The organism is Shewanella metallivivens, assembly GCF_028750675.1.
Lineage (GTDB): Bacteria > Pseudomonadota > Gammaproteobacteria > Enterobacterales > Shewanellaceae > Shewanella > Shewanella metallivivens.
In genome coordinates this window covers 328514-349070 of the sequence record NZ_JAQQPZ010000013.1, presented here as the reverse complement: position 1 = coordinate 349070, position 20557 = coordinate 328514, and the positions used below count along the sequence as shown (strand labels likewise).

General features: G+C 44.5%; 14 protein-coding genes. 9 read left to right on the top strand and 5 right to left on the bottom strand.

What is annotated here, in order from left to right:
• The first annotated feature begins 1 nt into the window (after window position 1).
• The 8 genes from rng to PQR79_RS14170 all read left to right on the top strand — a co-directional run bounded on the left by rng (window position 2) and on the right by PQR79_RS14170 (window position 12918).
• The gene (gene rng / locus PQR79_RS14205) at window positions 2-1492 is read left to right on the top strand and encodes a ribonuclease G (RefSeq protein WP_238103159.1); all 1491 of its coding nucleotides are present in this window, start codon (window positions 2-4) and stop codon (window positions 1490-1492) included.
• Complete coding sequence (locus PQR79_RS14200; RefSeq protein WP_274408556.1) at window positions 1492-5655, top strand: YhdP family protein; 4164 nt, start codon at window positions 1492-1494, stop codon at window positions 5653-5655. The genes rng and PQR79_RS14200 overlap by 1 nt, the downstream gene beginning before the upstream one ends.
• The gene (locus tag PQR79_RS14195) at window positions 5579-6415 is read left to right on the top strand and encodes a carbon-nitrogen hydrolase family protein (protein WP_238103160.1); all 837 of its coding nucleotides are present in this window, start codon (window positions 5579-5581) and stop codon (window positions 6413-6415) included. Before PQR79_RS14200 ends, PQR79_RS14195 begins: the two co-directional genes overlap by 77 nt.
• Before the next feature lie 58 nt (window positions 6416-6473).
• Window positions 6474-7922 (top strand): metalloprotease TldD, encoded by a 1449-nt coding sequence (tldD, locus tag PQR79_RS14190; protein WP_238103161.1) that lies wholly within the window; start codon window positions 6474-6476, stop codon window positions 7920-7922.
• 325 nt (window positions 7923-8247) lie between these two features.
• On the top strand, window positions 8248-9603 hold the full coding sequence (locus tag PQR79_RS14185) for a TolC family protein (protein ID WP_238103215.1): 1356 nt from the start codon (window positions 8248-8250) through the stop codon (window positions 9601-9603).
• A complete protein-coding gene (locus tag PQR79_RS14180) occupies window positions 9593-10579 on the top strand; it encodes an HlyD family secretion protein (RefSeq protein ID WP_238103162.1) in 987 nt (328 codons plus the stop codon). Before PQR79_RS14185 ends, PQR79_RS14180 begins: the two co-directional genes overlap by 11 nt.
• Before the next feature lie 21 nt (window positions 10580-10600).
• A complete protein-coding gene (locus PQR79_RS14175; RefSeq protein WP_238103164.1) occupies window positions 10601-11773 on the top strand; it encodes an ABC transporter permease in 1173 nt (390 codons plus the stop codon).
• Window positions 11770-12918, top strand: coding sequence for an ABC transporter permease (locus tag PQR79_RS14170; protein WP_238103166.1), 1149 nt, complete (start codon window positions 11770-11772; stop codon window positions 12916-12918). Before PQR79_RS14175 ends, PQR79_RS14170 begins: the two co-directional genes overlap by 4 nt.
• Before the next feature lie 157 nt (window positions 12919-13075).
• Here the strand turns inward: PQR79_RS14170 and PQR79_RS14165 are convergent, their stop codons facing one another.
• The 5 genes from PQR79_RS14165 to yjgA form a co-directional block, all read right to left on the bottom strand.
• Window positions 13076-13588 carry a hypothetical protein gene (locus PQR79_RS14165; protein ID WP_238103167.1) on the bottom strand — a complete coding sequence of 171 codons (513 nt, stop codon included), beginning with the start codon at window positions 13586-13588 and terminating at the stop codon, window positions 13076-13078.
• 205 nt (window positions 13589-13793) lie between these two features.
• On the bottom strand, window positions 13794-14687 hold the full coding sequence (locus PQR79_RS14160; RefSeq protein WP_238103168.1) for a LysR family transcriptional regulator: 894 nt from the start codon (window positions 14685-14687) through the stop codon (window positions 13794-13796).
• Between the two features lie 444 nt (window positions 14688-15131).
• Complete coding sequence (locus PQR79_RS14155; protein WP_238103169.1) at window positions 15132-15533, bottom strand: YajG family lipoprotein; 402 nt, start codon at window positions 15531-15533, stop codon at window positions 15132-15134.
• Between the two features lie 211 nt (window positions 15534-15744).
• Complete coding sequence (locus tag PQR79_RS14150) at window positions 15745-18225, bottom strand: Ig-like domain-containing protein (RefSeq protein WP_238103170.1); 2481 nt, start codon at window positions 18223-18225, stop codon at window positions 15745-15747.
• A 48-nt stretch (window positions 18226-18273) separates the two neighbouring features.
• Window positions 18274-18807, bottom strand: coding sequence for a ribosome biogenesis factor YjgA (yjgA, locus tag PQR79_RS14145; protein ID WP_238103171.1), 534 nt, complete (start codon window positions 18805-18807; stop codon window positions 18274-18276).
• Between the two features lie 147 nt (window positions 18808-18954).
• Here yjgA and pmbA point away from each other — a divergent pair, with 147 nt between their 5' ends.
• Window positions 18955-20334 (top strand): metalloprotease PmbA, encoded by a 1380-nt coding sequence (gene pmbA, locus PQR79_RS14140; protein ID WP_238103172.1) that lies wholly within the window; start codon window positions 18955-18957, stop codon window positions 20332-20334.
• The last annotated feature ends 223 nt before the right edge of the window (window positions 20335-20557 follow it).

The following is a 20557-nucleotide window of genomic DNA, read 5'->3' as shown; positions in this document are numbered from 1 at the left end:
TATGAATATAAAAGCACAGCGTAAAAAAGGCACTGAGTTACTGATTAATGTCACACCAACCGAAGCGCGTGTAGCATTAGTTGAGCATGGTGTTTTGCAAGAAGTTCACATTGAACGCCGCATGAAGCGTGGTTTGGTGGGTAATATTTATAAAGGTAAAATCAGCCGTGTACTGCCAGGTATGCAAGCCGCCTTTGTGGATATTGGTTTAGACAAAGCCGCTTTTTTACATGCTTCCGATATTGTCCCCCATACCGAATGCGTTGCCGATGTTGAAAAAGGCAATTTCGTCGTGCGCGACATTGCCGAACTCGTGCGTCAAGGCCAGGACATTATGGTGCAAGTGGTTAAAGATCCTCTTGGCACCAAAGGTGCACGCCTCACCACTGACATAACTTTGCCATCGCGTTATTTAGTCTTCATGCCGGGCTCAAGCCATGTTGGGGTATCACAACGTATTGAGCTTGAAGAAGAGCGTCAACGCCTTAAAAACATCACCTTGCCCTATGTTGATGATGATGGCGGGTTTATTATCCGCACCGCAGCAGAAAATATTGGTGAAGAGGAGCTTGCGCAAGACGCGGCTTTTTTACGCCGAGTGTGGGCTAAAGTCAGTGAACGCCGTAAACGCAAAGGCGCCACACTCTTGTATCAAGACCTTGCCTTACCCGTGCGGATTATTCGTGATTTTGTGGGCACTGAACTTGACCATATTCAAGTTGATTCTCGCAGGACATATGCCGAGCTACAACAGTTCGCCCAAGAATTTATGCCTGAGATTGCGGACAAAATTGAGCACTACGCTGGCCCAGCCCCCATTTTTGAATTGTACGATGTCGAAAACGAAGTGCAGCGCGCTTTAGGGCGTAAAGTTGAGCTTAAATCGGGTGGTTATTTAATTATTGATCAAACGGAAGCGATGACAACCGTGGACATTAATACCGGCGCCTTTGTTGGCCATCGCAATTTAGAAGAGACCATCTTTAATACCAATCTTGAAGCAACTCAAGCGATTGCCCGCCAACTGCGTTTACGTAACCTCGGCGGTATTATCATTATTGACTTTATCGATATGCTCAACAATGAACATAAGACGCGAGTACTAGAGAGTTTAACTGCTGCACTGGCACTTGATCGCGTGAAAACTAGCGTGAGTGGATTTTCGGGGCTAGGTTTAGTCGAAATGACCCGCAAACGTACCCGTGAAAGTCTTGAGCATGTGGTGTGTGGTGAATGTCCGTCATGCCAAGGCACTGGTACCATGAAAACCATTGAAACCGTGTCATATGAAATCTTTCGTGAGATTATTCGCTTAAACCGAGCTTATAAAGCCGATGAGTTTTTACTGTATTGTTCACCCGCGGTTTACATGAGTCTTAGTGGTGACGAATCGCATTTATTAGCCGAGCTCGAAGTGTATATTGGCAAGCGTATTCGACTACAAAACGAACCTTTATACATTCAAAGCAAATATGATGTGGTGATGATGTAGTGTCAACAACTAGGGCAGCGACTTTCAACAGGATCTGTTGGCAAATATTGGCGATTACGCTGGTGCTTTTTGCACTGGCAGTTAGCCTTATTCGTGGGTTATTGCCTCATGTACCAGAAGTGCGCACAGAGCTGGTGAGTTATCTTTACAGTGAATACAAACTGCAAGTAGAAGTTGAAGCCTTAAGCGCCGAATGGCAAGCGTTTGGCCCCGCGCTGAGCATTAAAAATGTCACTTTGCCGCCACAAGAGTCATTACCCATAACGGTTATCAGCAAAAATGTTCATATTAAACTCGACTTTTGGCAATCGCTGTTTACCCTCAGTCCACAAGTCGAAACCGTGGTATTTGACGGGATAAGTGTTGCGTTAAATCTTGATCAAATCGCCGACAATAACAACAGTGATAATAGCCAAACTAAAGCCAATTTAGATTGGCTCTATGGCTTGCTGTTAGAGCAATTGGAACACTTTTCGATCACTGATGCGTCATTACAATTAATCAGCAGTGAACATGATTATCGACCTATTTTTGTGGATATGCTTGAATGGCAAAACACGCCAGACCGTCATCAGGCACAAGGTATGATCCATGTTGATCAGCTTGAGTCTCAACATGAACAATTAAGGTTACAAATCGATCTTAGTGGCGATGGCTATCAGCCCGACACCGTCACCGGACAATTGTATGTGTCGGCTGAATCATTAGATCTCGGTGAATGGGCCTCTCGACAACATATTACCCCTAAAAACACCAATAACATTGCGATGCAAGGTGTCATAAATCTTGATGCGTGGATGACCTTCGCTGATCGAAAAATACGGGATGGCTTATTAGTCTTTAAGCCGAGCTGGCTAGAGTGGGGAGATACGGTTAATCAGCAAAAAATTGCGATTGACTCAGGGGTGTTGCAATGGACACCTGAGCAGGGTGGCTGGAAAATAGAAAGTCACGATTTAAGCTTATCAACTAATGAGCAAGCCTGGCCGCAATTAAAGCTGGCTTTTGGCGCTCGTAATGGCGATTTGTTTGGTTATATCAATCAAATCATTCCACCATTACTTAAACCTATGTTACCGCTGATCCCTGATTTAGGCCTAGAGCAAGTTGATACCTGGCAACAGCTTAATCCTCAGGGCGCCATAGGCCCCATTAGGTTATACAAACAAGCGCAGAAACCGTTAATCGCCACCGCAGATATTCAGCAGTTGCAATGGCAACCTTATGCGAGCATTCCAGGGTTAAACCCCATAGATTTACAATTAACTTGGGCTAATAATCAACTCGATTTTACCTTGCCGCCGCAAGTTTATCAGTTTGATTTTGGTGATAGTGCAAATCAACCGTTAGCCTTGCAAAGCGAAGTCATTCAAGGGCGTTTAGATGTTGAACACAATCGGCTAACCATTGCTAATATCAATTTAATCAATGCTGATATTGCGTTACAGGCTGGGATAAACCTAGACTTTAGCCCTTCAAAACACCTTGCATTAGCGGCAGATGTGAGCGTGCATGATGTCTCGCGTGTTGAACGCTATTTGTCTTTAATGGCCATGAGTCCTAAGCTGGTGGCGTACCTCGACAGTGGTTTACAGGCAGGCAAAATTGATCAGGCTCAGGTCGTTTGGCACGGTGCGCTAAGTGATTTTCCATATCATGATAGCAGCGGTGTATTTCAAGCTGAATTTACCCTTCAACAAGGTCATTTTAAGTTTCAACCTAATTGGCCTGCGGTCAGCGAATTAACGTTATCTGCACTGTTTGAAAATGACTTAATGGACCTGCATATTGATCACGGCATGTTAGGCGATGTTGTCGTTGATGGCGCCCGAGTCTCTATCCCTCAGTTGGGTAAAGAATCATTATTAAAAGTTGAGGCCGAAATAACGGCAGATGCCCAAGCCGCCACCAAAGTGATTAACAACTCATCGTTAAAAGACTCGGTAGGCGCCACCTTAAATGTTGTGCAAATAAAACAGCCAATCGGGGTCGATTTAGATTTAGCTATTCCGCTTTACAAAGACGGTAAACAGCTGATTAAAGGCCAAGTGAATTTAAATAACAACCCGATTTATATTGCATCTCCAGGCTTACAATTAAACAAAGTGACCGGCCAGGTGAGTTTTGTTAATCAGTTAATTGAAGCAAAAGGTATGAGTGCAAAGCTGTTTGAGCAACCGTTAACTTTTAATGTTAAAACGGGTAAGCAAAACCAAAACTTTGCCTTGAATATCGATATGAGCGGCCGTTGGGATCTCGACACCTTGCCAAGCAAACTCAATAACCCTATGAGTAGCACATATAACGGTAAGTTAGATTGGGATGGGGCATTAACGATGATATTTGATCCCAGTGGTTACAGTTTACAAATGTCGGCCTCTTCAGACTTGCTCGGCGTAGCCCTCGATTTGCCTAGCCCATATACCAAATCAGCCGTTGAACCTAAAAAACTCCGTGCAGATTTAATTGGCGACAATAAGCAATCATCGTTAAGTATCAAGCTTGGTCAAGATGTTGAGTTTTGGGGGGGCTTTAATCCGGAAAGTGGTGGCCACTTGGCGTTTTACGATGTGATGATTGGGCGTCATTTTAAATTAGGCGATAAACTCAAAAAACAAAACGGCCACTTACATTTAGATCTCCCTAAAGTCGAACTGGAGCAATGGTTACCCATCATTAAAGGTTTTAGCTCAACGGCCGCGCCAGACGTTATTGCCTCGTCGGTGCGTGACCGCATATTAACCGACAATGAAGTGCCAACGATGGTCACTCAAGAGACCGTAGCGGTTAACCCTGCACCATCACCCACCTTATTTCCGCCATTGGTGGGTATTCATGCCAACGTTGCCCAATTAACGGCCTTGGGGCAATCGTTTGATCAGTTACAGTTTGATGCCGAACCAACAGAATATGTATGGCGCTTTAATGCGCTGTCAGAGCAATTTGATGGCCAAATTGATTTTTACTCAAATTGGCGAGATCAAGGGATTAAAGTGGTCGCCAAAAAACTGCGTATTTCTCCGCCGCCACAAACCGTATTGCACGGTGAACCTTCATCGACGCAAAGTCACTTAATCTCGCAATTGCCAACGTTAGCCATTGATGTTGACGAGTTCAGCATTTATGACTTGTCACTTGGGCACTTGGTTTTACAAGGCGTTCCTTCTGAACAGGGGTATCAATTTCAAACTTTATCACTGACCAAGCCAACCTTGTCTATGCAAGCAAATGGATTGTGGTCAATAAAAGATGGTATCGACAATACCGAGTTTGATGTGAACGTGCAGGCCGACAATTTTGAAGATCTATCGGCTACATTAGGGATTAATCCCGGTATTAAAAATGCACCGTTAGATCTTAATGGCCAATTATCATGGCATGCTGCGCCATACTTATTTTCGCTCGATACCTTAAATGGCCAAATTCAGTTTAGTTTGGGTAAAGGCCATTTATCGGAAATCAGCGACAAAGGTGCCAGGGTATTTTCGTTATTTAGTTTAGATTCGTTACTGCGTAAGTTGTCATTGGATTTTTCAGACGTGTTTGGCCAAGGGCTGTATTTCAACACCTTTACAGGTAATTTAAACATAGATAATGGTGTGGTTAAAACCACCGACACCGAAATGGATGCCATAGCCGGTAATATGAAGGTAAGAGGCTTTACTGATTTAACAACCCAAAGTCTTAATTACGATATTCGTTTTGTGCCGCAATTGGCCTCCAGTGTGCCTACCGTGGTCTTACTGAGCACCAGTGCATGGACTTTAGGCTTGGGCGCCTTTGCGTTAACCAAAGTGTTAGAGCCTGTGATTGAAGTGATTTCAGAAATTCGTTTTCGAGTCACTGGCACCATGGATAATCCACAACTTGAAGAGTTAGAACGTAAGAGTAAAGAAATCGAAATTCCCAAAGCTATTTTACCGCAACCCGATGAAACCGGTCCCGATGGGGTTGAGGATATACCAGCTAAAGCGAAGGGGGCTGAACAACAAAGTCCGGCATCTGAAACACAACCTACAGCCGAAGCGTCAACTATTGACGCCCCTACACCAATAACCAAGGTCGTGACGCTACAAGGAGCACAATATGCAAATCAGCTTATTACAATGCCAGAGCAGCCGCGATGTTCAAGCCAACTTAGCGTTTATCGACTCGCAGCTTAAATTATTACCGCGCGACATTGATGAGCCACAACTCGTGGTACTGCCTGAATGCTGCTTGTTGTTTGGCGGCCATGAAAGTCAGCAGCTGCAATATGCCGGTAGCGAGCATCAAAGCGAGCTTAAAACGGCTTTAGGTAATCTGGCCAAACAATATCAAGTGTACTTAATTGCTGGCACCATACCGATGCGTGCCAATGATGGTAGAGTATTCAGTCGCTGTTATTTTTTTGATGATCATGGCGTCACCCTAGGTCATTACGATAAACTGCATTTATTCGATGTCGATGTTGCCGATGGCACTAAAACCTACCGTGAAAGTGATACATTTCATCCAGGTGATCACTTATGTGTGGTTGATACACCCTTTGGTAAAGTGGGTCTGGCCATTTGTTACGATATTCGCTTTGGTGATTTATTTCGCGCATTGCGTCTTGCGGGCGCTGATTACATCGCACTGCCGTCGGCCTTTACCAAAGTGACCGGAGAGGCGCATTGGCAAGTGTTATTGCAGGCAAGAGCCATTGAAACTCAATGTTATTTATTGGGTGCCGGCCAATGGGGACAACATAATCAAGGCAGTCGTGAAACATGGGGCCACAGCATGATAGTTGACCCATGGGGCAGAGTGATTGCCGAGCGCGCTACAGAGTGCGGTTGGGCACAAGCCAAGGTTGAGCTTAGTGAGCTACAACGTATACGTCAGCAAATGCCGATAATTAGCCATAACCGTTTCATTGCGCCGCAATTAACCCCTGTTTAGGTAGGCGCTAAATACCTTATTCGCGCTACGTGTTAGCTATTAATAAAAGAGAATTTGAATGCCATTTTTAACCCAAGTAGAGCAAAGCTTATTACAAGATGGATTAACCTTAGATGGGCTACAAGGTTACTTAACTACGATTCATCAACATAATATTGATTTTTCAGATCTGTATTTTCAAGGTTGTCGTCATGAGTCGTGGGTATTAGAAGATGGCATTGTCAAAGAAGGCAGTTTTCATATTGAACGTGGTGTTGGTGTGCGTGCCATTAACGGCGAAAAAACCGGTTTTGCTTATGCCGATGAAATTACCCCCGCTGCATTAGATGCTGCTGCGAGAGCCGCGCGTGGTATTGCCAGTGCGGGCGAGCAACACAAGGTCCAAGCGTTTAAGCGTCAAACGGCCCATAAACTGTATGACAGTGCCGACCCGATAGCCGCAATGGACGAAGTAAAAAAAATCGATTTGCTTAAACAAGCTGATGCCTATATTCGTAGCTTAGACAGCCGTATCATCCAGGTTGTGGTGAGCTTATCAGGCGTGCATGAAGAGATATTAATTGCCGCAAGCGACGGGACGCTAGCCGCAGACATTCGTCCACTCGTGCGGTTTAACTGTAGCGTCATTTTAGAAGACAACGGCAAGCGTGAACGCGGCAGTGCTGGTGGTGGTGGTCGTCATGACTACAGTGTATTTTTAGCCACTGATGACGCCGGCTTACCACTCAGTTTTGAATTTGCCCGTGAAGCGGTGCGCCAGGCTCAAGTTAACGTAAATGCCATTGATGCACCAGCGGGAGAAATGCCCGTGGTACTAGGCAGTGGTTGGCCTGGTGTATTATTGCATGAAGCCGTTGGTCATGGGTTAGAAGGTGATTTTAACCGTAAAGGCAGCAGTGCATTTAGCGGCAAAATTGGCCAGCAAGTGGCGTCAACATTAGTCACGGTAGTAGACGACGGCACAATAGAAAATCGTCGTGGCTCGTTAAGCATTGATGATGAGGGCGTGCCTAGCCAAAAGACCACCTTAATTGAAGCGGGTATTTTAAAAGGTTATATGCAAGATAAACTCAATGCACGCTTAATGGGCCAAGCCCCTACCGGTAATGGTCGCCGCGAATCATACGCTCATTTGCCTATGCCGCGCATGACCAATACCTATATGAACGCGGGCGAATCGGACCCTGCCGACATCATTAAGTCTGTTAAAAAAGGCATTTATGCGCCTAATTTTGGTGGCGGACAAGTCGATATTACTTCGGGTAAATTTGTATTCTCAGCTTCAGAAGCTTACTTAATTGAAAACGGTGAAGTCACTCAAGCGATTAAAGGTGCCACGTTAATTGGTAACGGTCCAGAAGCCATGGGATTAATCTCGATGGTAGGTAATGATTTAGCCCTAGATAAAGGCGTTGGCGTGTGTGGTAAAGATGGTCAAAGCGTGCCAGTGGGTGTGGGTCAACCCACATTAAAAATTGACCGTTTGACCGTAGGTGGCACAGCTTAACTCAAGGCAGTGAATGAGCTTAATGTTGGGTGTTAAGCTCATTAAAACGTGTTTATACCCAAACAACGTGAATATGCTCTGAAACACGTATCTTCAAGTTGATTGGGTATTTATTGAAGAAATGGGTGCAACCTCTTACCAACCTGTGCAATAGATCGCAACGATTAGCGTATAAACAATATAGATGCAGGGTATAATCTATCCAGGAAATAGAGCAACAGTTCTAGAGGTGATAGTGATTTTAATCAGTCTTATTGGTCAATGCTTTAAATGCTCTGCACGTATTGTTGCTGGTGTTGCGCTAGGGATTAGTGCAATATTTGTTATGGGTTTTGCTTACGCAGAACCTTTTTCGTTTCCACAAGCGTGGCAACAATTACAGCAGGTGAGCGATCATCTACAAGCTAAAAATCAACACGTTAACCGTGCTAAAGCCGAAGAGCATGCCGGCGATGCGTTAAACTACCCGTCACTCAATATTGCTGGTAGCTATACTCGTCTCGAAAAACCGCTCGAACTGGATTTACAAGATTTAAATCCACTTGCCTCCCTTGATGCCAGTTCATTACCCAGTGCGATCACTGAAGTATTAGCCACTATCCCTAGCTCAATGTATGTCACACCATTTACCGAGCAAGATGTATTTCGTGCAAGTTTGCAGGCCATGTGGCCAATCTACACTGGTGGACGAATTACTGCTGCGCAAGGTATTCATGCAGCACAAGTTTCTGAAACAGAACAAGAGTTAGCCCTTGCCAGTCGAGAGTTATTTTTGCAATTAGTTGACCGTTATTATGCGGTGTCGGTGACGCAGACCTTAGCCGATACCCAAAAGCAGCTCGTTGACTCATTAAGCTTACATGTTTCTCATGCTGAAAAGCTTGAACAACAAGGCCAAATAGCTAAAGTTGAACGCCTAAATGCTCAAGTGGCCCTTGAGAATGCCAAAGTGGACTGGGGTAAAGCTAAGCGCCAGTATGAAATGGCCGAAATTGCCCTTGCGCGGATGCTGCATGTGCCTACGGTTAGTCCCAATACCCCATTATTTGTGCTCAAGCAACAACCGTCTTTATCGCGCTTAAGTCAGTTAACCTTAACCCAACACCCTGCACTAAAACTGCTTGAAGCAAAAGAAACTCAAGCCAATGGTTTGGTTGATTTAGAAAAAGGCGGCTATTTTCCAACCGTGTATTTATACGGTAATTACACCTTGTATGAAGACGACAGTTTATTTGCCCAAATGGAACCCGACTGGATGGTGGGTGTGGGGGTGAGTATTCCGTTAATAAGCCGTGATGGTCGCAGTGGTAAAGTCTTGGCGGCCAAAAGTGCGTTATTACAAGCGCGATATACCAAGGCACAAACGAAACAAGATTTAAGCTTACTGATAGATCAAAGTTATCGTCAAATGCTGCAAGCTCAAGAAGAAGTTGAAGCATTGAATACCTCACTTGAGCTGGCATCTGAAAACCTGCGTTTACGCGAGTTAGCATTTAACCAGGGTTTATCCACCTCCATTGATCGCGTCGATGCCGAACTGAATTTAACCGCGGTTAAAACCAAACAATTAGGGGCCAAATATCGTTACATGCAAGCGTATGCCAAAGTGATGGCGGTAAGCGGTCAAGTCGACGAATTTATTAATCAAATTCAAATTCAGGGAGCTTCACATGCGAACTAACAAGGTTATCGCAGTATTCGCATTGCTGCTGTTATTGTTATTACTGGGCTATGGCGTCATGTTGGCGTTTACGCCTAAGCCAACTGTGTTGCAGGGGCAAATTGAAGCGCGAGAATATAATATCTCTTCTAAAGTCCCTGGCCGTGTTGAGCAAGTCCTCGTACGTAAAGGTGACCGCGTAGCACAAGGCGATATTTTATTTTCTATTAACAGCCCTGAGTTAGATGCCAAATTAATGCAAGCCCAAGGTGGGTTAGATGCTGCCACCGCCCAACAACAGCAAGCCAATAATGGTGCGAGACAACAAGAAGTGACCGCTGCCCAAGAGCAATGGCGCAAAGCAAAAGCAGCAACAGAACTCAGCGCTAGTACCTATCAACGAGTTGAAAACTTGTTTGAAGAAGGGGTTGTCGCACGGCAAAAACGCGATGAAGCCTACACCCAATGGCAAGCCGCTAAATATACCGAACAAGCCGCCTATGCCATGTATCAAATGGCACAAGAGGGGGCTCGCAGTGAAACCAAAGCTGCAGCCGCAGGGCAAACTCGCATGGCTGAAGGGGCAGTAAAAGAAGTGAATGCCATTTTAGTCGACAGCCAAATGCGCTCACCCAAAGATGCTGAAGTCAGTGACGTATTACTGCAAGCGGGCGAACTCGCTCCTAGCGGTTTTCCTGTGGTGAGTATTATCGATATGGCCGATGCCTGGGCGGTAATGCAGGTGCGCGAAGATCAATTGAGCCAATTTAAACAAGGGCAAAGCATAACCTTAGAGATTCCAGCATTACAACAACAGGTCGAGTTTGAAGTGTCGCACATCAGTGTGATGGGTAACTTTGCCACATGGCGCTCTACCGAAAGCGGTCACGATTTTGACATGCGCACCTTTGAAGTTGAGTTGACCCCCAAACAACCCATTACCGACTTACGCGTGGGGATGTCGGTATTGTTTCGTGTCGACACGTTTACACAATAAGCCAGAGTACAAGGCTTAATGATGACAGAGTTATTTAAGCGAGAACTCAACGCCCTGTGGCACTCGCCATGGCAGTTGGCCCTGATAAGCTATATTCCACTCATTGGCGTACTGGCATTATGGTGGCTGTTCAGCGCAGGGTTACCACGGCAACTCCCTGTGGCGGTTGTTGATATCGACAATAGTCAAATAAGCCGCATGTTAACTCGCCAATTGGCCGCTAACGCTGTTATTGCGCCACAATCTTATGCCAATGAAGCCCAAGCAATAGAGGCAATGCGCCAAACCCAGGTGTATGCCATGGTGGTGTTGCCTTATCAGCTGAGAAAAGATCTACTGACGGCTAAGCAGCCCACCATTGATATTCGCTATAACAGTCAGTTTTTGCTAGTGGGTAAATTACTGTCGAGCCAGTTACAGTTGAGCTTAGCTGAGGGGCTGACCCAAATAGGTCAGCAGCGCTTGCTACTTAATGGCGCTAAAAAAGCCACCGTCGATGTGAGCCTGACCCCCATTACCAATCAAACCACCGCATTATTTAATCGCAATAACAATTATGTGGGCTTTTTAGTGCCGCCCATTCTGATTGCGTTGTGGCAAATATTATCGATGTTGGTGTTCGTTAATAGTCTTAATCAAGAGCTGATCCTGCACCAAAACCGTTATTATTTGCCTAAACAAATCTGGGCGCTAATCGCGACTAAAATACTGTTTTATAGCCCTATCATGTTACTGCATGGCGGGTTTATTTTATTGTGGTTATATCATTACTTAGGGTTACCCGCCGCAGGTACGTTGGTTGATTTAGTGTTAGCGCAGTTCGCAATGCTACTCGCGTTATGGTTAATAGTATTAGTGATATTTACAGCACTGCGTGACAGCGCGCGTAGTGTGAGTTTTTGTACCGCATTATTCGCCCCTGCATTTGCATTTATGGGGATTACTTTTCCTGTGAATGACATGCCTTTACTCGCACAGTGGTGGCGCTTAGTGATGCCGTCGAGTCATTACATAGACTCTCACGTGAGCGTGATTAGCTATGGGGTCGAGCTGCCTCATGTGTTGGGGCAAATCAGTGGTTATTGGGGTTTTTTATTGTTGTTGCCTGTCATTGTGTTTTTCGGCAACAAAGCCAAAGATATCCCACGGACAGCGCTGACCTCAAGCAGCCTTAATCAAGAGGTGAGCAAATGAACTTCTGGCAGTTGATGCTTGCTGAGTTGAAGGCTATTTTTGCTGACAAAGCGATTGTGGTGACCCTGTTTGGTGGCGTGTTGTTTTACTCAGTATTGTATCCGTTACCTTATTTACACCAAGTGCCTACCGAACAAAAAGTGGTCGTGGTTGATCACGATAACTCATCGCTTAGTCGTTTAGTGACTCGCCATGCCGATGCCAGTGCCAAAATTAATATTTTAGCCAACCTAGGCAGTATTGATGAAGCTGAAACCTGGATTAACCAAGGTAAAGCTCATGGTTTATTGGTTATCCCGGCCAATTTTAGGCGTGATTTGTTGTTAGGCAAAGGTGCAACCTTAAGTTATGGTGGCGATGCCAGTTACTTTTTAATTTATTCTGCAGTGGCAGAAGGGCTCGTGGCTGCGGGTCTTGATGCCAGTAAACAAGTGCAACTTATTGGTTTGCTCGCTCGAGGACAAAATCCACAATTAGCTGAGCAAAGTGTTAACTCAATTAATATCAACTCGGTACCAGCATTTAACCCGAGTTTGGGTTACACCCCCTATGTCATCCCCGGGCTCTTTTTACTTATTTTGCATCAAACGTTATTAATAGGCACTGGGATTTTAGGTGCTGGCCAATGGCGTAGGCCTGGGTATTGGCAACATGCGACCCCCAGCGTATTGGTATTTGTGCGTTTAAGTGTTTTTTTACTCATTTATAGTGTGTTTAGCTGCTTTTATCTGGGGTACTGCTTTTATTGGTATCAGGTCAGTGTAGTGGCAACCATCATGGAAGTCGGTTTATTTATGCTGCCATTTTTATTAGCCACAGGTGCATTAGGGATCGTGATGAGTAGTTTATTTGCTCGGCGCGACTTACCCACCCAGGTGTACTTACTGATGTCGATGCCAGTGTTATTTGTGTCGGGGTTTGTATGGCCTATCGCCTTAATCCCAGAACCTTTGGTGATGATATCGCAGGTTATTCCTGCGGTGCCCGCCATTATGGGGATGCTAGAACTCAATCAACTCGGGGCTGGTTGGTTAGCTGTTATGCCTAAATGGTTGCAGCTTTGGGGATTATTTGCGGTGTTTGCGTGTATCGCAATCATGAGGGTAGCCGCGAGACAAAAACAGGCTAAAGCGATGTTAAGTTAAACTCGCGATCACATTCAACATAGTTAAGTGTTGCCGAAGTAAAAAGACAGGCATCGCAATGATTGGCCTGTCTATCGCGTCTCACTCAGTTAGATTTGGCAGTCTTTTTACTAAAGAAACCACAGCCAACCTTTATGGTTGTTTGGTTACGCTGCAATTATAAGATGCCAGTTTTTGCCGTGTTTAATGCGGCTTCTAAACGTTCAAGGTTATGTTTGTAGATACTGCTGTTATCGACTTTAGCAGCGCGCTTAAAATCAGCAAGTGCACCTAAGTTGTCGTGGTTCATTAACTTCATTATGCCACGGTTGTTATAAGCGTAAGCACGAACAGACATCGATGGAACAGCCACTAAAGAGCGCGCACTTTTTACTGCTGCACTGCATGCTTTTTGTGCTTTTTCCATGTCAGACATTTGTACGTAACCGGCGCATAAATTCACATTGCGTGAATAGTCGTCCACGGTGTATTTGCTTGCAGCTAAAGTTGCGGTTAAGCCTTCTTCTACATGGCCGGTTTGCAATGCGTCTACGCCTGGCACATCTTCAACAAGTACCATTTTATATGCATTGCTACTGATTTGTTGGCCTTGGTTGTCGGCCATAACGCTTGCTGATGCGGTCAGTAATAATGTGGCACTGATTAGGCCTGTAATGATGTTCTTGTTCATGATGTTGCTCCTCTAAAAATATCTGTAGCGCCGCGCTACAGTTGAACTTTAGTGAAAAGGCATACAGGCGACAAACGATAAAAAACGCATTAATGGATTAAAAAAATTCAACTATACATAAAGAGGTAGTTACAGAGTGATTCACTCTGTTTTATACAAGAAAATGAGGTTAGCTTTTTTGTCGCGGGTTAGCGCTGCACAGATGTTAGCGAGTGGCTTCGTTATGAAAGCTTTTAAGGATCCAATCAATAAGTAGCTGTACTTCAGGGCGCTGCTGTTCATTAGTGTGGCGTACAAGGTAATAGCGGTCGTGACTGAACAGAGGGTGGCGAAATAGCGGAATAAGGGTTTTATTGTCAAACCAGGCTTGGCTGATGGGCAAGGGGATTAATGCTACGCCTAGCCCTTGTTCTGCGGCGCGGGCAACGCTGAACATGCTGTCTAACTGTATGATTTGTTTCGGTTGAAAACCATCAAACCCGACACTTTCTGCCCACTGATGCCAGGCATATGGTCTGGCTTTATGTAATATTAACGGCACTTTAGTTAACGCTTTAAATCCTTGTGATGCTAACTCACTGTGAAGTTGTGGGTTGCATGCTGGTATATAGGTGATGGGGAATAAATCATATATGTCGTCAGTGGTTTGTTGTTTACCTGACAACATAATCGAGACGTCGGTATGCTTTATAGCATCGGTGCGCGATTTTATGGTTTCAAGCTTGAGATTAATATTGGGATATTTAGATGACCAGCCAATCAGTTTAGGCATAAACAGCTCGCTGGCAAAAAACTCGGGCATAGAAATGCTCACTTCGAGCATGCGATCTGATTGGTTAAACTCGCTGACAGTATTAACCAATTGTTGCATTACTGGCTCGATAGCTTGGTAAAAACGCACACCTACTTCTGTTAGGGCAATTGAACGAGTTTGACGAATAAATAATTGTTGATTAAGGGTTTCCTCTAGCTGCTTAATTTGGTGGCTAACCGCAGACGGCGTAAGGTACAGCTTTTTCGCTGTTTCTTTAAAGCTTAAGCATTCAGCAGCAACACAAAAACAACGTAGGCCGCGCATAGAGGTATGTAAAGGGATCATTTATTTCTCAACAACAAAGCTATTTGCATCATTCTTACGGATAATATAGGTTCACAATATATATAGGTTCACAATATACATAGGTGCATAAATAACATAATTGCATCAGTATTATGAAATATATATGAATAACAATTGTGCATGAGTGGTTATCTATGGTGCAGGTTACAAGGTGACTAATAACAAGGTTTCCACTCACTTAATGATATTCAGATGACTTCACTCAGGTTACTTTGTAACAATAACCGCGATAAAATAACGTATAAAAATATCATTGCAGCAAAGATCAGACCATACTATAAAATCATTAAAAAACATAACCTTGTTATATAAGTTATGCGTGAGTTGAATCCTATTAGTGCTTTATTGAAAACCATGCGCACCACAGGGGTGCAATTTTTCCAAAGCAAAGTAAGCAGGGCTAGCGCTTAATGGGGTTACCGATTAGAAATAAAGTGTTTCTTTCTGCTCGCCATCAATAAAGATGTCGCACTTGTCAGCCGTGCTGTTTTTTGTTGATTGAACAATACTTGCCACAACCCCAAATGCACCACCTTGATCACCTAAAACAGAACCAAAATAGCAATCGCCTTTAACGGCCATTCCATTGAATTTGGCGTTAAGGTGTTGCGTTGGTGTCATTGGCGGAAATCGCCCTTGCATGATTGAGTCGCCATTGGCGATAAGTTGCAGTTTGTTTTTTTCTTTGTCGTAAATCCCGCCAAAGATAATCGTTTGGTCATTGACTACAACTGTCTTATTTTGTGCCACGATGGGTGGCTTTGCTGCACAGGCGCTGAGTAGCAAGCCTGCTGTTAAAGTAGAAAGTACATAAAGTTTGCGCATTATTGTTCCTTAGTATGCGTCGAGAAACGTTTACCTGTTTCTCGTATAAATAAACTAGCCCTGTTTATCATTGGGTGACGCAGATAATAGATAGAAATACAGTAAAAGTTTTACGGTATTCTCGCCGTCATTGTAACAACTTATCAACAAATTCCAATCACAAAAAAGCCTGCGTATTTAGCAGGCTTCTGTTTATGATAAAGATGGTGAGTTACAACAAGGTGACAAAAAAGCTCAGTTCAGTCACGACACCTTTTGGCGTTGTGGCTGTTAAAGTCACTAGGCTAGTACCCGAGTTGTCGTCATTGGTTATCATAAATGATGTTGAGGTGCCACCGGCAGAGTTACGGTCGGGTACCGTGTATCCAGAAAACGTTAATTCACCTTCACTGCTGCTCACCGATAAAGTTGTGCCAGAGGGTAATATTTGGTCAGCACTGTCGCTGAGTACCACAGTAAATATCGAAGAGCCACCATTGGCGATGTCTTGAATGTCAGTATCAAAATCATTAATCACTGAACCATTTTGGCTTACCGTAAAGCTGGCTGTTGAGCCTGACATGGTTAACACCAAGGCTTTACGGATATAGGTTGTTGTTGCCGTGCTGTCGCATAAGCTACCTTGGCATTGTGGGCCGTTGAATACGCCGTCAGCTCCTTGATAGGTGCTGCTTGATTTTGTGTTAAAGTACGGCTCACCTGAATCGCGTTCGCCTGACTCATCGTCATCTCTAAAGGCATCTGGTAAATCAACAAAGCCATTATCTTGATAGGTTTCTACGTCCATACCGTTACCGCTACAGGCGACAGACGTTGTGCCAATTAAACAGCCATTAACTGCACTACCATCTTCATCATCAAACACGTTGTTGCCATTGGTATCGAAAAAGGTTTCATGGCCAAGCGCATAAGCCAAAATGGTAATACGATGATCAGTTACCCGTGGTGATGCCGATGTCCAGGTCACGGTACAGCTCCCGCTTACGATGCTACATGACGGCTCAATTTGGCCACCTTCAGTTGTAAAGTTAACCGTAGTATCGTCTGGCGCTGGGTTACCAAAGCTGTCTGATGCATACACTGTAATCGTGACATCTTCGCCATTGTAATCGCCCGCTTCTGGGTTAGAGGTTGACGCAGAAATACTAAAACCCAATTGTTGTGGCAGTCCGGTATTCACTGTGAGTTGTTCTGATTGGCTTGTAATAGTGTCGCCGGTGTCAGCATCGGTTGTCGATGCCATTACGCGAACAGGGGTCGGAATAGTGCCAGCTTGCACTCTAACACTCACAAGTCCTTCTGAATTAGTGATGCTGCTATCAGTCGTGTCGCCATTAGAAAATTGTAAGCCACCCACTGTGGTATCAAGGCTAAATTCAACCTCTTGTTGGGCAGCAGGTTGGCCATTAGCGCTGCTTACCAAGAACGTCACCAAAGATGACTCTGTTGTATCTGTGCCTCCAGAACCTTTGATACGGATTTGAGTTGGGTCTGCAGACACAAAGCTAATATTTGATAATGTTTGGCGTGCTAATGTGAAAGGTAAGCTCGCGCTTAAACTGGTGTCATTAACGGTTGCGCTGGCGACAATGGTGTCAGTGCTTTCACTGTTGCCACTGCAACTGGTGTCTGAAAACGTCGAGCTGGCTGAGCCTGCGACAGTGGTCACCGGTGTGTCTAAGGTTGCATTGTCGTTCGTGGTGCAGTCTGAACTAAAGCTAATACTGATTGGGCTTTGTAAGCGGGTAATCGTACCGTCTATTGCTTCTGTCACTAGGGTGGCTGTAACGCCAAATGAGCCGCCAGCGCTAATGGTATAACTACCCTCTGTATCTGCTGTTAAGGTTGTCGCTAATAGATTTTCAATAAATTCACCGCTGTCATCGTAAGAGCCCATCATCACTGTGCCATCAGTTGTGACATCGGTCGATGCAAGCACTTCATAGGCACTGGTCGCGGTTAATGTCGTGTCTTCATATTCTGCAGTGGCGGTAAGCTGGCTAGCCCCTAATTCTGAATCGGTGGGCGTAAAGCTTAATGTTGCGATACCTGCGTCTGTGGTGAGCGCGGTCGCAGGCGATAACGTCGCGCTGCCGGCATTAAAGGTCACAATTTGATTGGCAATACCTTGATTACTGCTGTCGGTAAGCTGTGCGTTGAGTTGTACGGTGTCGCCAACATTAAAACGGGTAATGACTCCGCTACTGTCACTGATTGATACGGTAAAATTTAGCGCTTCAGCGGGGGCGGTGGTGCTGTACTCTTTAAATTGGTAATTACGGCTGTCACTGACACTGTCGTCGTCATCTGAAGTGTAGGTTGCCGTTAAGGTACCGGCTTCTGTGCTGGTGGAAGTGATAAAGGTAGTCGCTATGCCGCTAGTATCGGTTAACACCGATGCATTACTTAATGTGGCATTGCTGCTGGTAAATTCGATAAGCGCCCCACTGACGTTAGCATTACCTAATGTCAGTTTGGCTACAGCGCACACGCTATCGTTAAGGTCAAAGATTAAACTGTCGGTACTGGCATCGCATTGGCCGTTGACTACATCCTGGTAGCTCACCGACAGGCTATAACTGTCATCTGATGTATCTGAGTCAGTACCATCTGCGGCACCGTTACAACCCGTAAATAACAATATTGAAGCAATAGATAAAAAAAGTGCACGTATCGTTGTTTCAAGCTGCATTAGCCACATCCTTATTTCGATTAATCAGACTATTTTTGAGTATAGGGTTTACTCTTTTATCTCAGAACGTAAGTATTTAAACAATTCTTTAGACGACTTTGATTCTGGGCCTTTGGCTAACTCTTTATTAGCTTGGCGGATCAATTGACGTAACTTTTGACGTTCTAACTGCGGGTGCTGATCTAATAGGCTTTGAACTTCATCGTCACCATTAGTCAATAAGCGCTCGCGCATCTTTTCAAAGATTTGCAACTGAGCGGCCTCATTATTGTTCTTATTCAAGACTTTATCTAGTGCTGCTTGAATAGGTTCGTGATCAAAGCCACGCATTAGTTTACCGATGTATTGCAAATGACGGCGGTATGCTTCGGTTTTTTGCTTAATGAGCTTAGATTTTAAGATAGCATCGTAGAGAAACTCATCTAAATCCATTTTATCTAATTGGGTTTTACTAAGCGCAACCAAGCGCATGCCAAGTGCTTGAGCCTCTTCGCTTTCTTTTTTAAATTCTGTTCTGCTGACGTAATCGTCATCGTTATCATAGGGCTGCTGAAAGTGTTCAGAATCGCCAACAATCTTCATAGTGTTTAACCTCAAGTCAATATAGGCTAATGATAGCATTTATTTGGCATTGAATATGCAGATTTTATTCAAGAGAAGCGCTTGGTTATCAATCGGCTTTTTTATTTGATATGCTAGCGACAATTAGACTAATCAAAGAGTAAATTTGTGGCTTCTCATCCTTCTTCAGCGCCTAGCGCCAGTGAAACAACACCAAGAATTGATTCTGAATTATCAGCACTAAAAGACGCCGTTGCCGTTGCATTAGAGTACGCTAAACAATTAGGCACAACTGCCGCTGAAGTGGCTATTAGTAAACAGCAAGGTTTGTCGGTGTCGACGCGTGAAAAAGAAGTCGAAACTGTCGAGTTTAATAAAGATGGTGCATTAGGTATTACCATTTTTCGCGACGGTCGCAAAGGTAACTCTTCTACTTCAGATTTAAGCCCTGAAGCCATCCGTGAAGCAGTAAGAGCGGCTGATGGTATTGCTAAATACACCTCAGAAGATCCTTTTAGTGGTTTGGCTGATGCTGCATTAATGGCACAAGATATTCGTGATTTACAGCTGTATCATCCACAAGACATTGATGCAGAAGAATTAGCGCAATTGGCTATTCGTGCAGAAGCAGCCAGTTTGTCAGTTGATAGCCGTATTCGTAATTCAGACGGTGCGTCAGCCAATGCGCACACCGCCGCAAAAGTTTATGGTAATAGCCATGGTTTTTTAAACGGTTATTGCAGCTCGCGCTATAGCTTAAGTTGTGTGGTCATTGGCGAAGAGTCAGATGGCAACATGCAGCGCGATTATGATTATACCGTTGCGCGTAAATACCAGGACTTATTGTCGCCAGAGTCTGTTGGTCAGCAGGCTGCTAATAAAACGTTAAGCCGTTTAGATGCACGTAAAATTGCCACGGCAAAAATGCCCGTCTTGTTTGCACCTGAAATCGCCACAGGCTTAATGGGTCATTTAATTGGTGCAATTAGCGGCAGCAGTATTTATCGTAAGTCGAGTTTTTTACTTGATGCCTTAGGCACCCAAGTGTTTCCTGAATGGTTTAATATTGAAGAACAACCACATTTATTAGGGGCCTTAGCTAGTGCTAATTACGACAGCGAAGGTGTTGCAACACAAGCGCGCCGTATTATCGACAATGGCCAACTCGCGACGTATCTTTTAACCAGTTATTCTGCCCGCAAACTCGGCATGACCAATACGGGCCATGCTGGTGGTATTTATAACTGGACATTAAGCCACACTAATCAAACTTTTGATGACCTAGTCAAAGCAATGAACACGGGTTTGATAGTGACTGAAGTGATGGGCCAAGGGGTGAATGGTGTTACTGGAGATTACTCGCGTGGCGCAGCGGGTTTTTATGTTGAAAACGGTGAAGTACTTTACCCCGTCGAAGAAATTACTATCGCAGGTAACTTAAAAGATATGTTTAAAGGGATTCAAGGTATAGGTAAAGATCGTGACTTACGCTCATCAATTCGTACTGGTGGTATTTTGCTGAGTGAAATGAAGATCGCCGGTAACTAGGGCCTGTTGGTCTTTGCTGGTTAAATTTTGTTCGAGTTAAAAACGTGTTAATCGAGGCGAATGGATTGATGCCTAGTCATCTAAGCAACTCTTTATTCGCAAAGAGTCATTCAACAAAGCGTAAAACGTTTTTAGCCGAACCCTTCGGGCAGCGTTTGTTGGCCATTTTACGGCGTTATCGACTTTTTATGTAGAATAACTACACCTCTAAGTCTCTGCCGCG

What these genes read in the sequence shown, in the direction of transcription:
- rng (WP_238103159.1), top strand. Translation starts at nt 2, where the DNA reads ATGAATATAAAAGCACAGCGTAAAAAAGGCACTGAGTTACTGATTAAT.
- PQR79_RS14195 (WP_238103160.1), top strand. Translation starts at nt 5,579, where the DNA reads ATGCAAATCAGCTTATTACAATGCCAGAGCAGCCGCGATGTTCAAGCC.
- tldD (WP_238103161.1), top strand. Translation starts at nt 6,474, where the DNA reads ATGCCATTTTTAACCCAAGTAGAGCAAAGCTTATTACAAGATGGATTA.
- PQR79_RS14185 (WP_238103215.1), top strand. Translation starts at nt 8,248, where the DNA reads ATGGGTTTTGCTTACGCAGAACCTTTTTCGTTTCCACAAGCGTGGCAA.
- PQR79_RS14180 (WP_238103162.1), top strand. Translation starts at nt 9,593, where the DNA reads ATGCGAACTAACAAGGTTATCGCAGTATTCGCATTGCTGCTGTTATTG.
- PQR79_RS14175 (WP_238103164.1), top strand. Translation starts at nt 10,601, where the DNA reads ATGACAGAGTTATTTAAGCGAGAACTCAACGCCCTGTGGCACTCGCCA.
- PQR79_RS14170 (WP_238103166.1), top strand. Translation starts at nt 11,770, where the DNA reads ATGAACTTCTGGCAGTTGATGCTTGCTGAGTTGAAGGCTATTTTTGCT.
- PQR79_RS14165 (WP_238103167.1), bottom strand. Translation starts at nt 13,588, where the DNA reads ATGAACAAGAACATCATTACAGGCCTAATCAGTGCCACATTATTACTG.
- PQR79_RS14160 (WP_238103168.1), bottom strand. Translation starts at nt 14,687, where the DNA reads ATGATCCCTTTACATACCTCTATGCGCGGCCTACGTTGTTTTTGTGTT.
- PQR79_RS14155 (WP_238103169.1), bottom strand. Translation starts at nt 15,533, where the DNA reads ATGCGCAAACTTTATGTACTTTCTACTTTAACAGCAGGCTTGCTACTC.
- PQR79_RS14150 (WP_238103170.1), bottom strand. Translation starts at nt 18,225, where the DNA reads ATGCAGCTTGAAACAACGATACGTGCACTTTTTTTATCTATTGCTTCA.
- yjgA (WP_238103171.1), bottom strand. Translation starts at nt 18,807, where the DNA reads ATGAAGATTGTTGGCGATTCTGAACACTTTCAGCAGCCCTATGATAAC.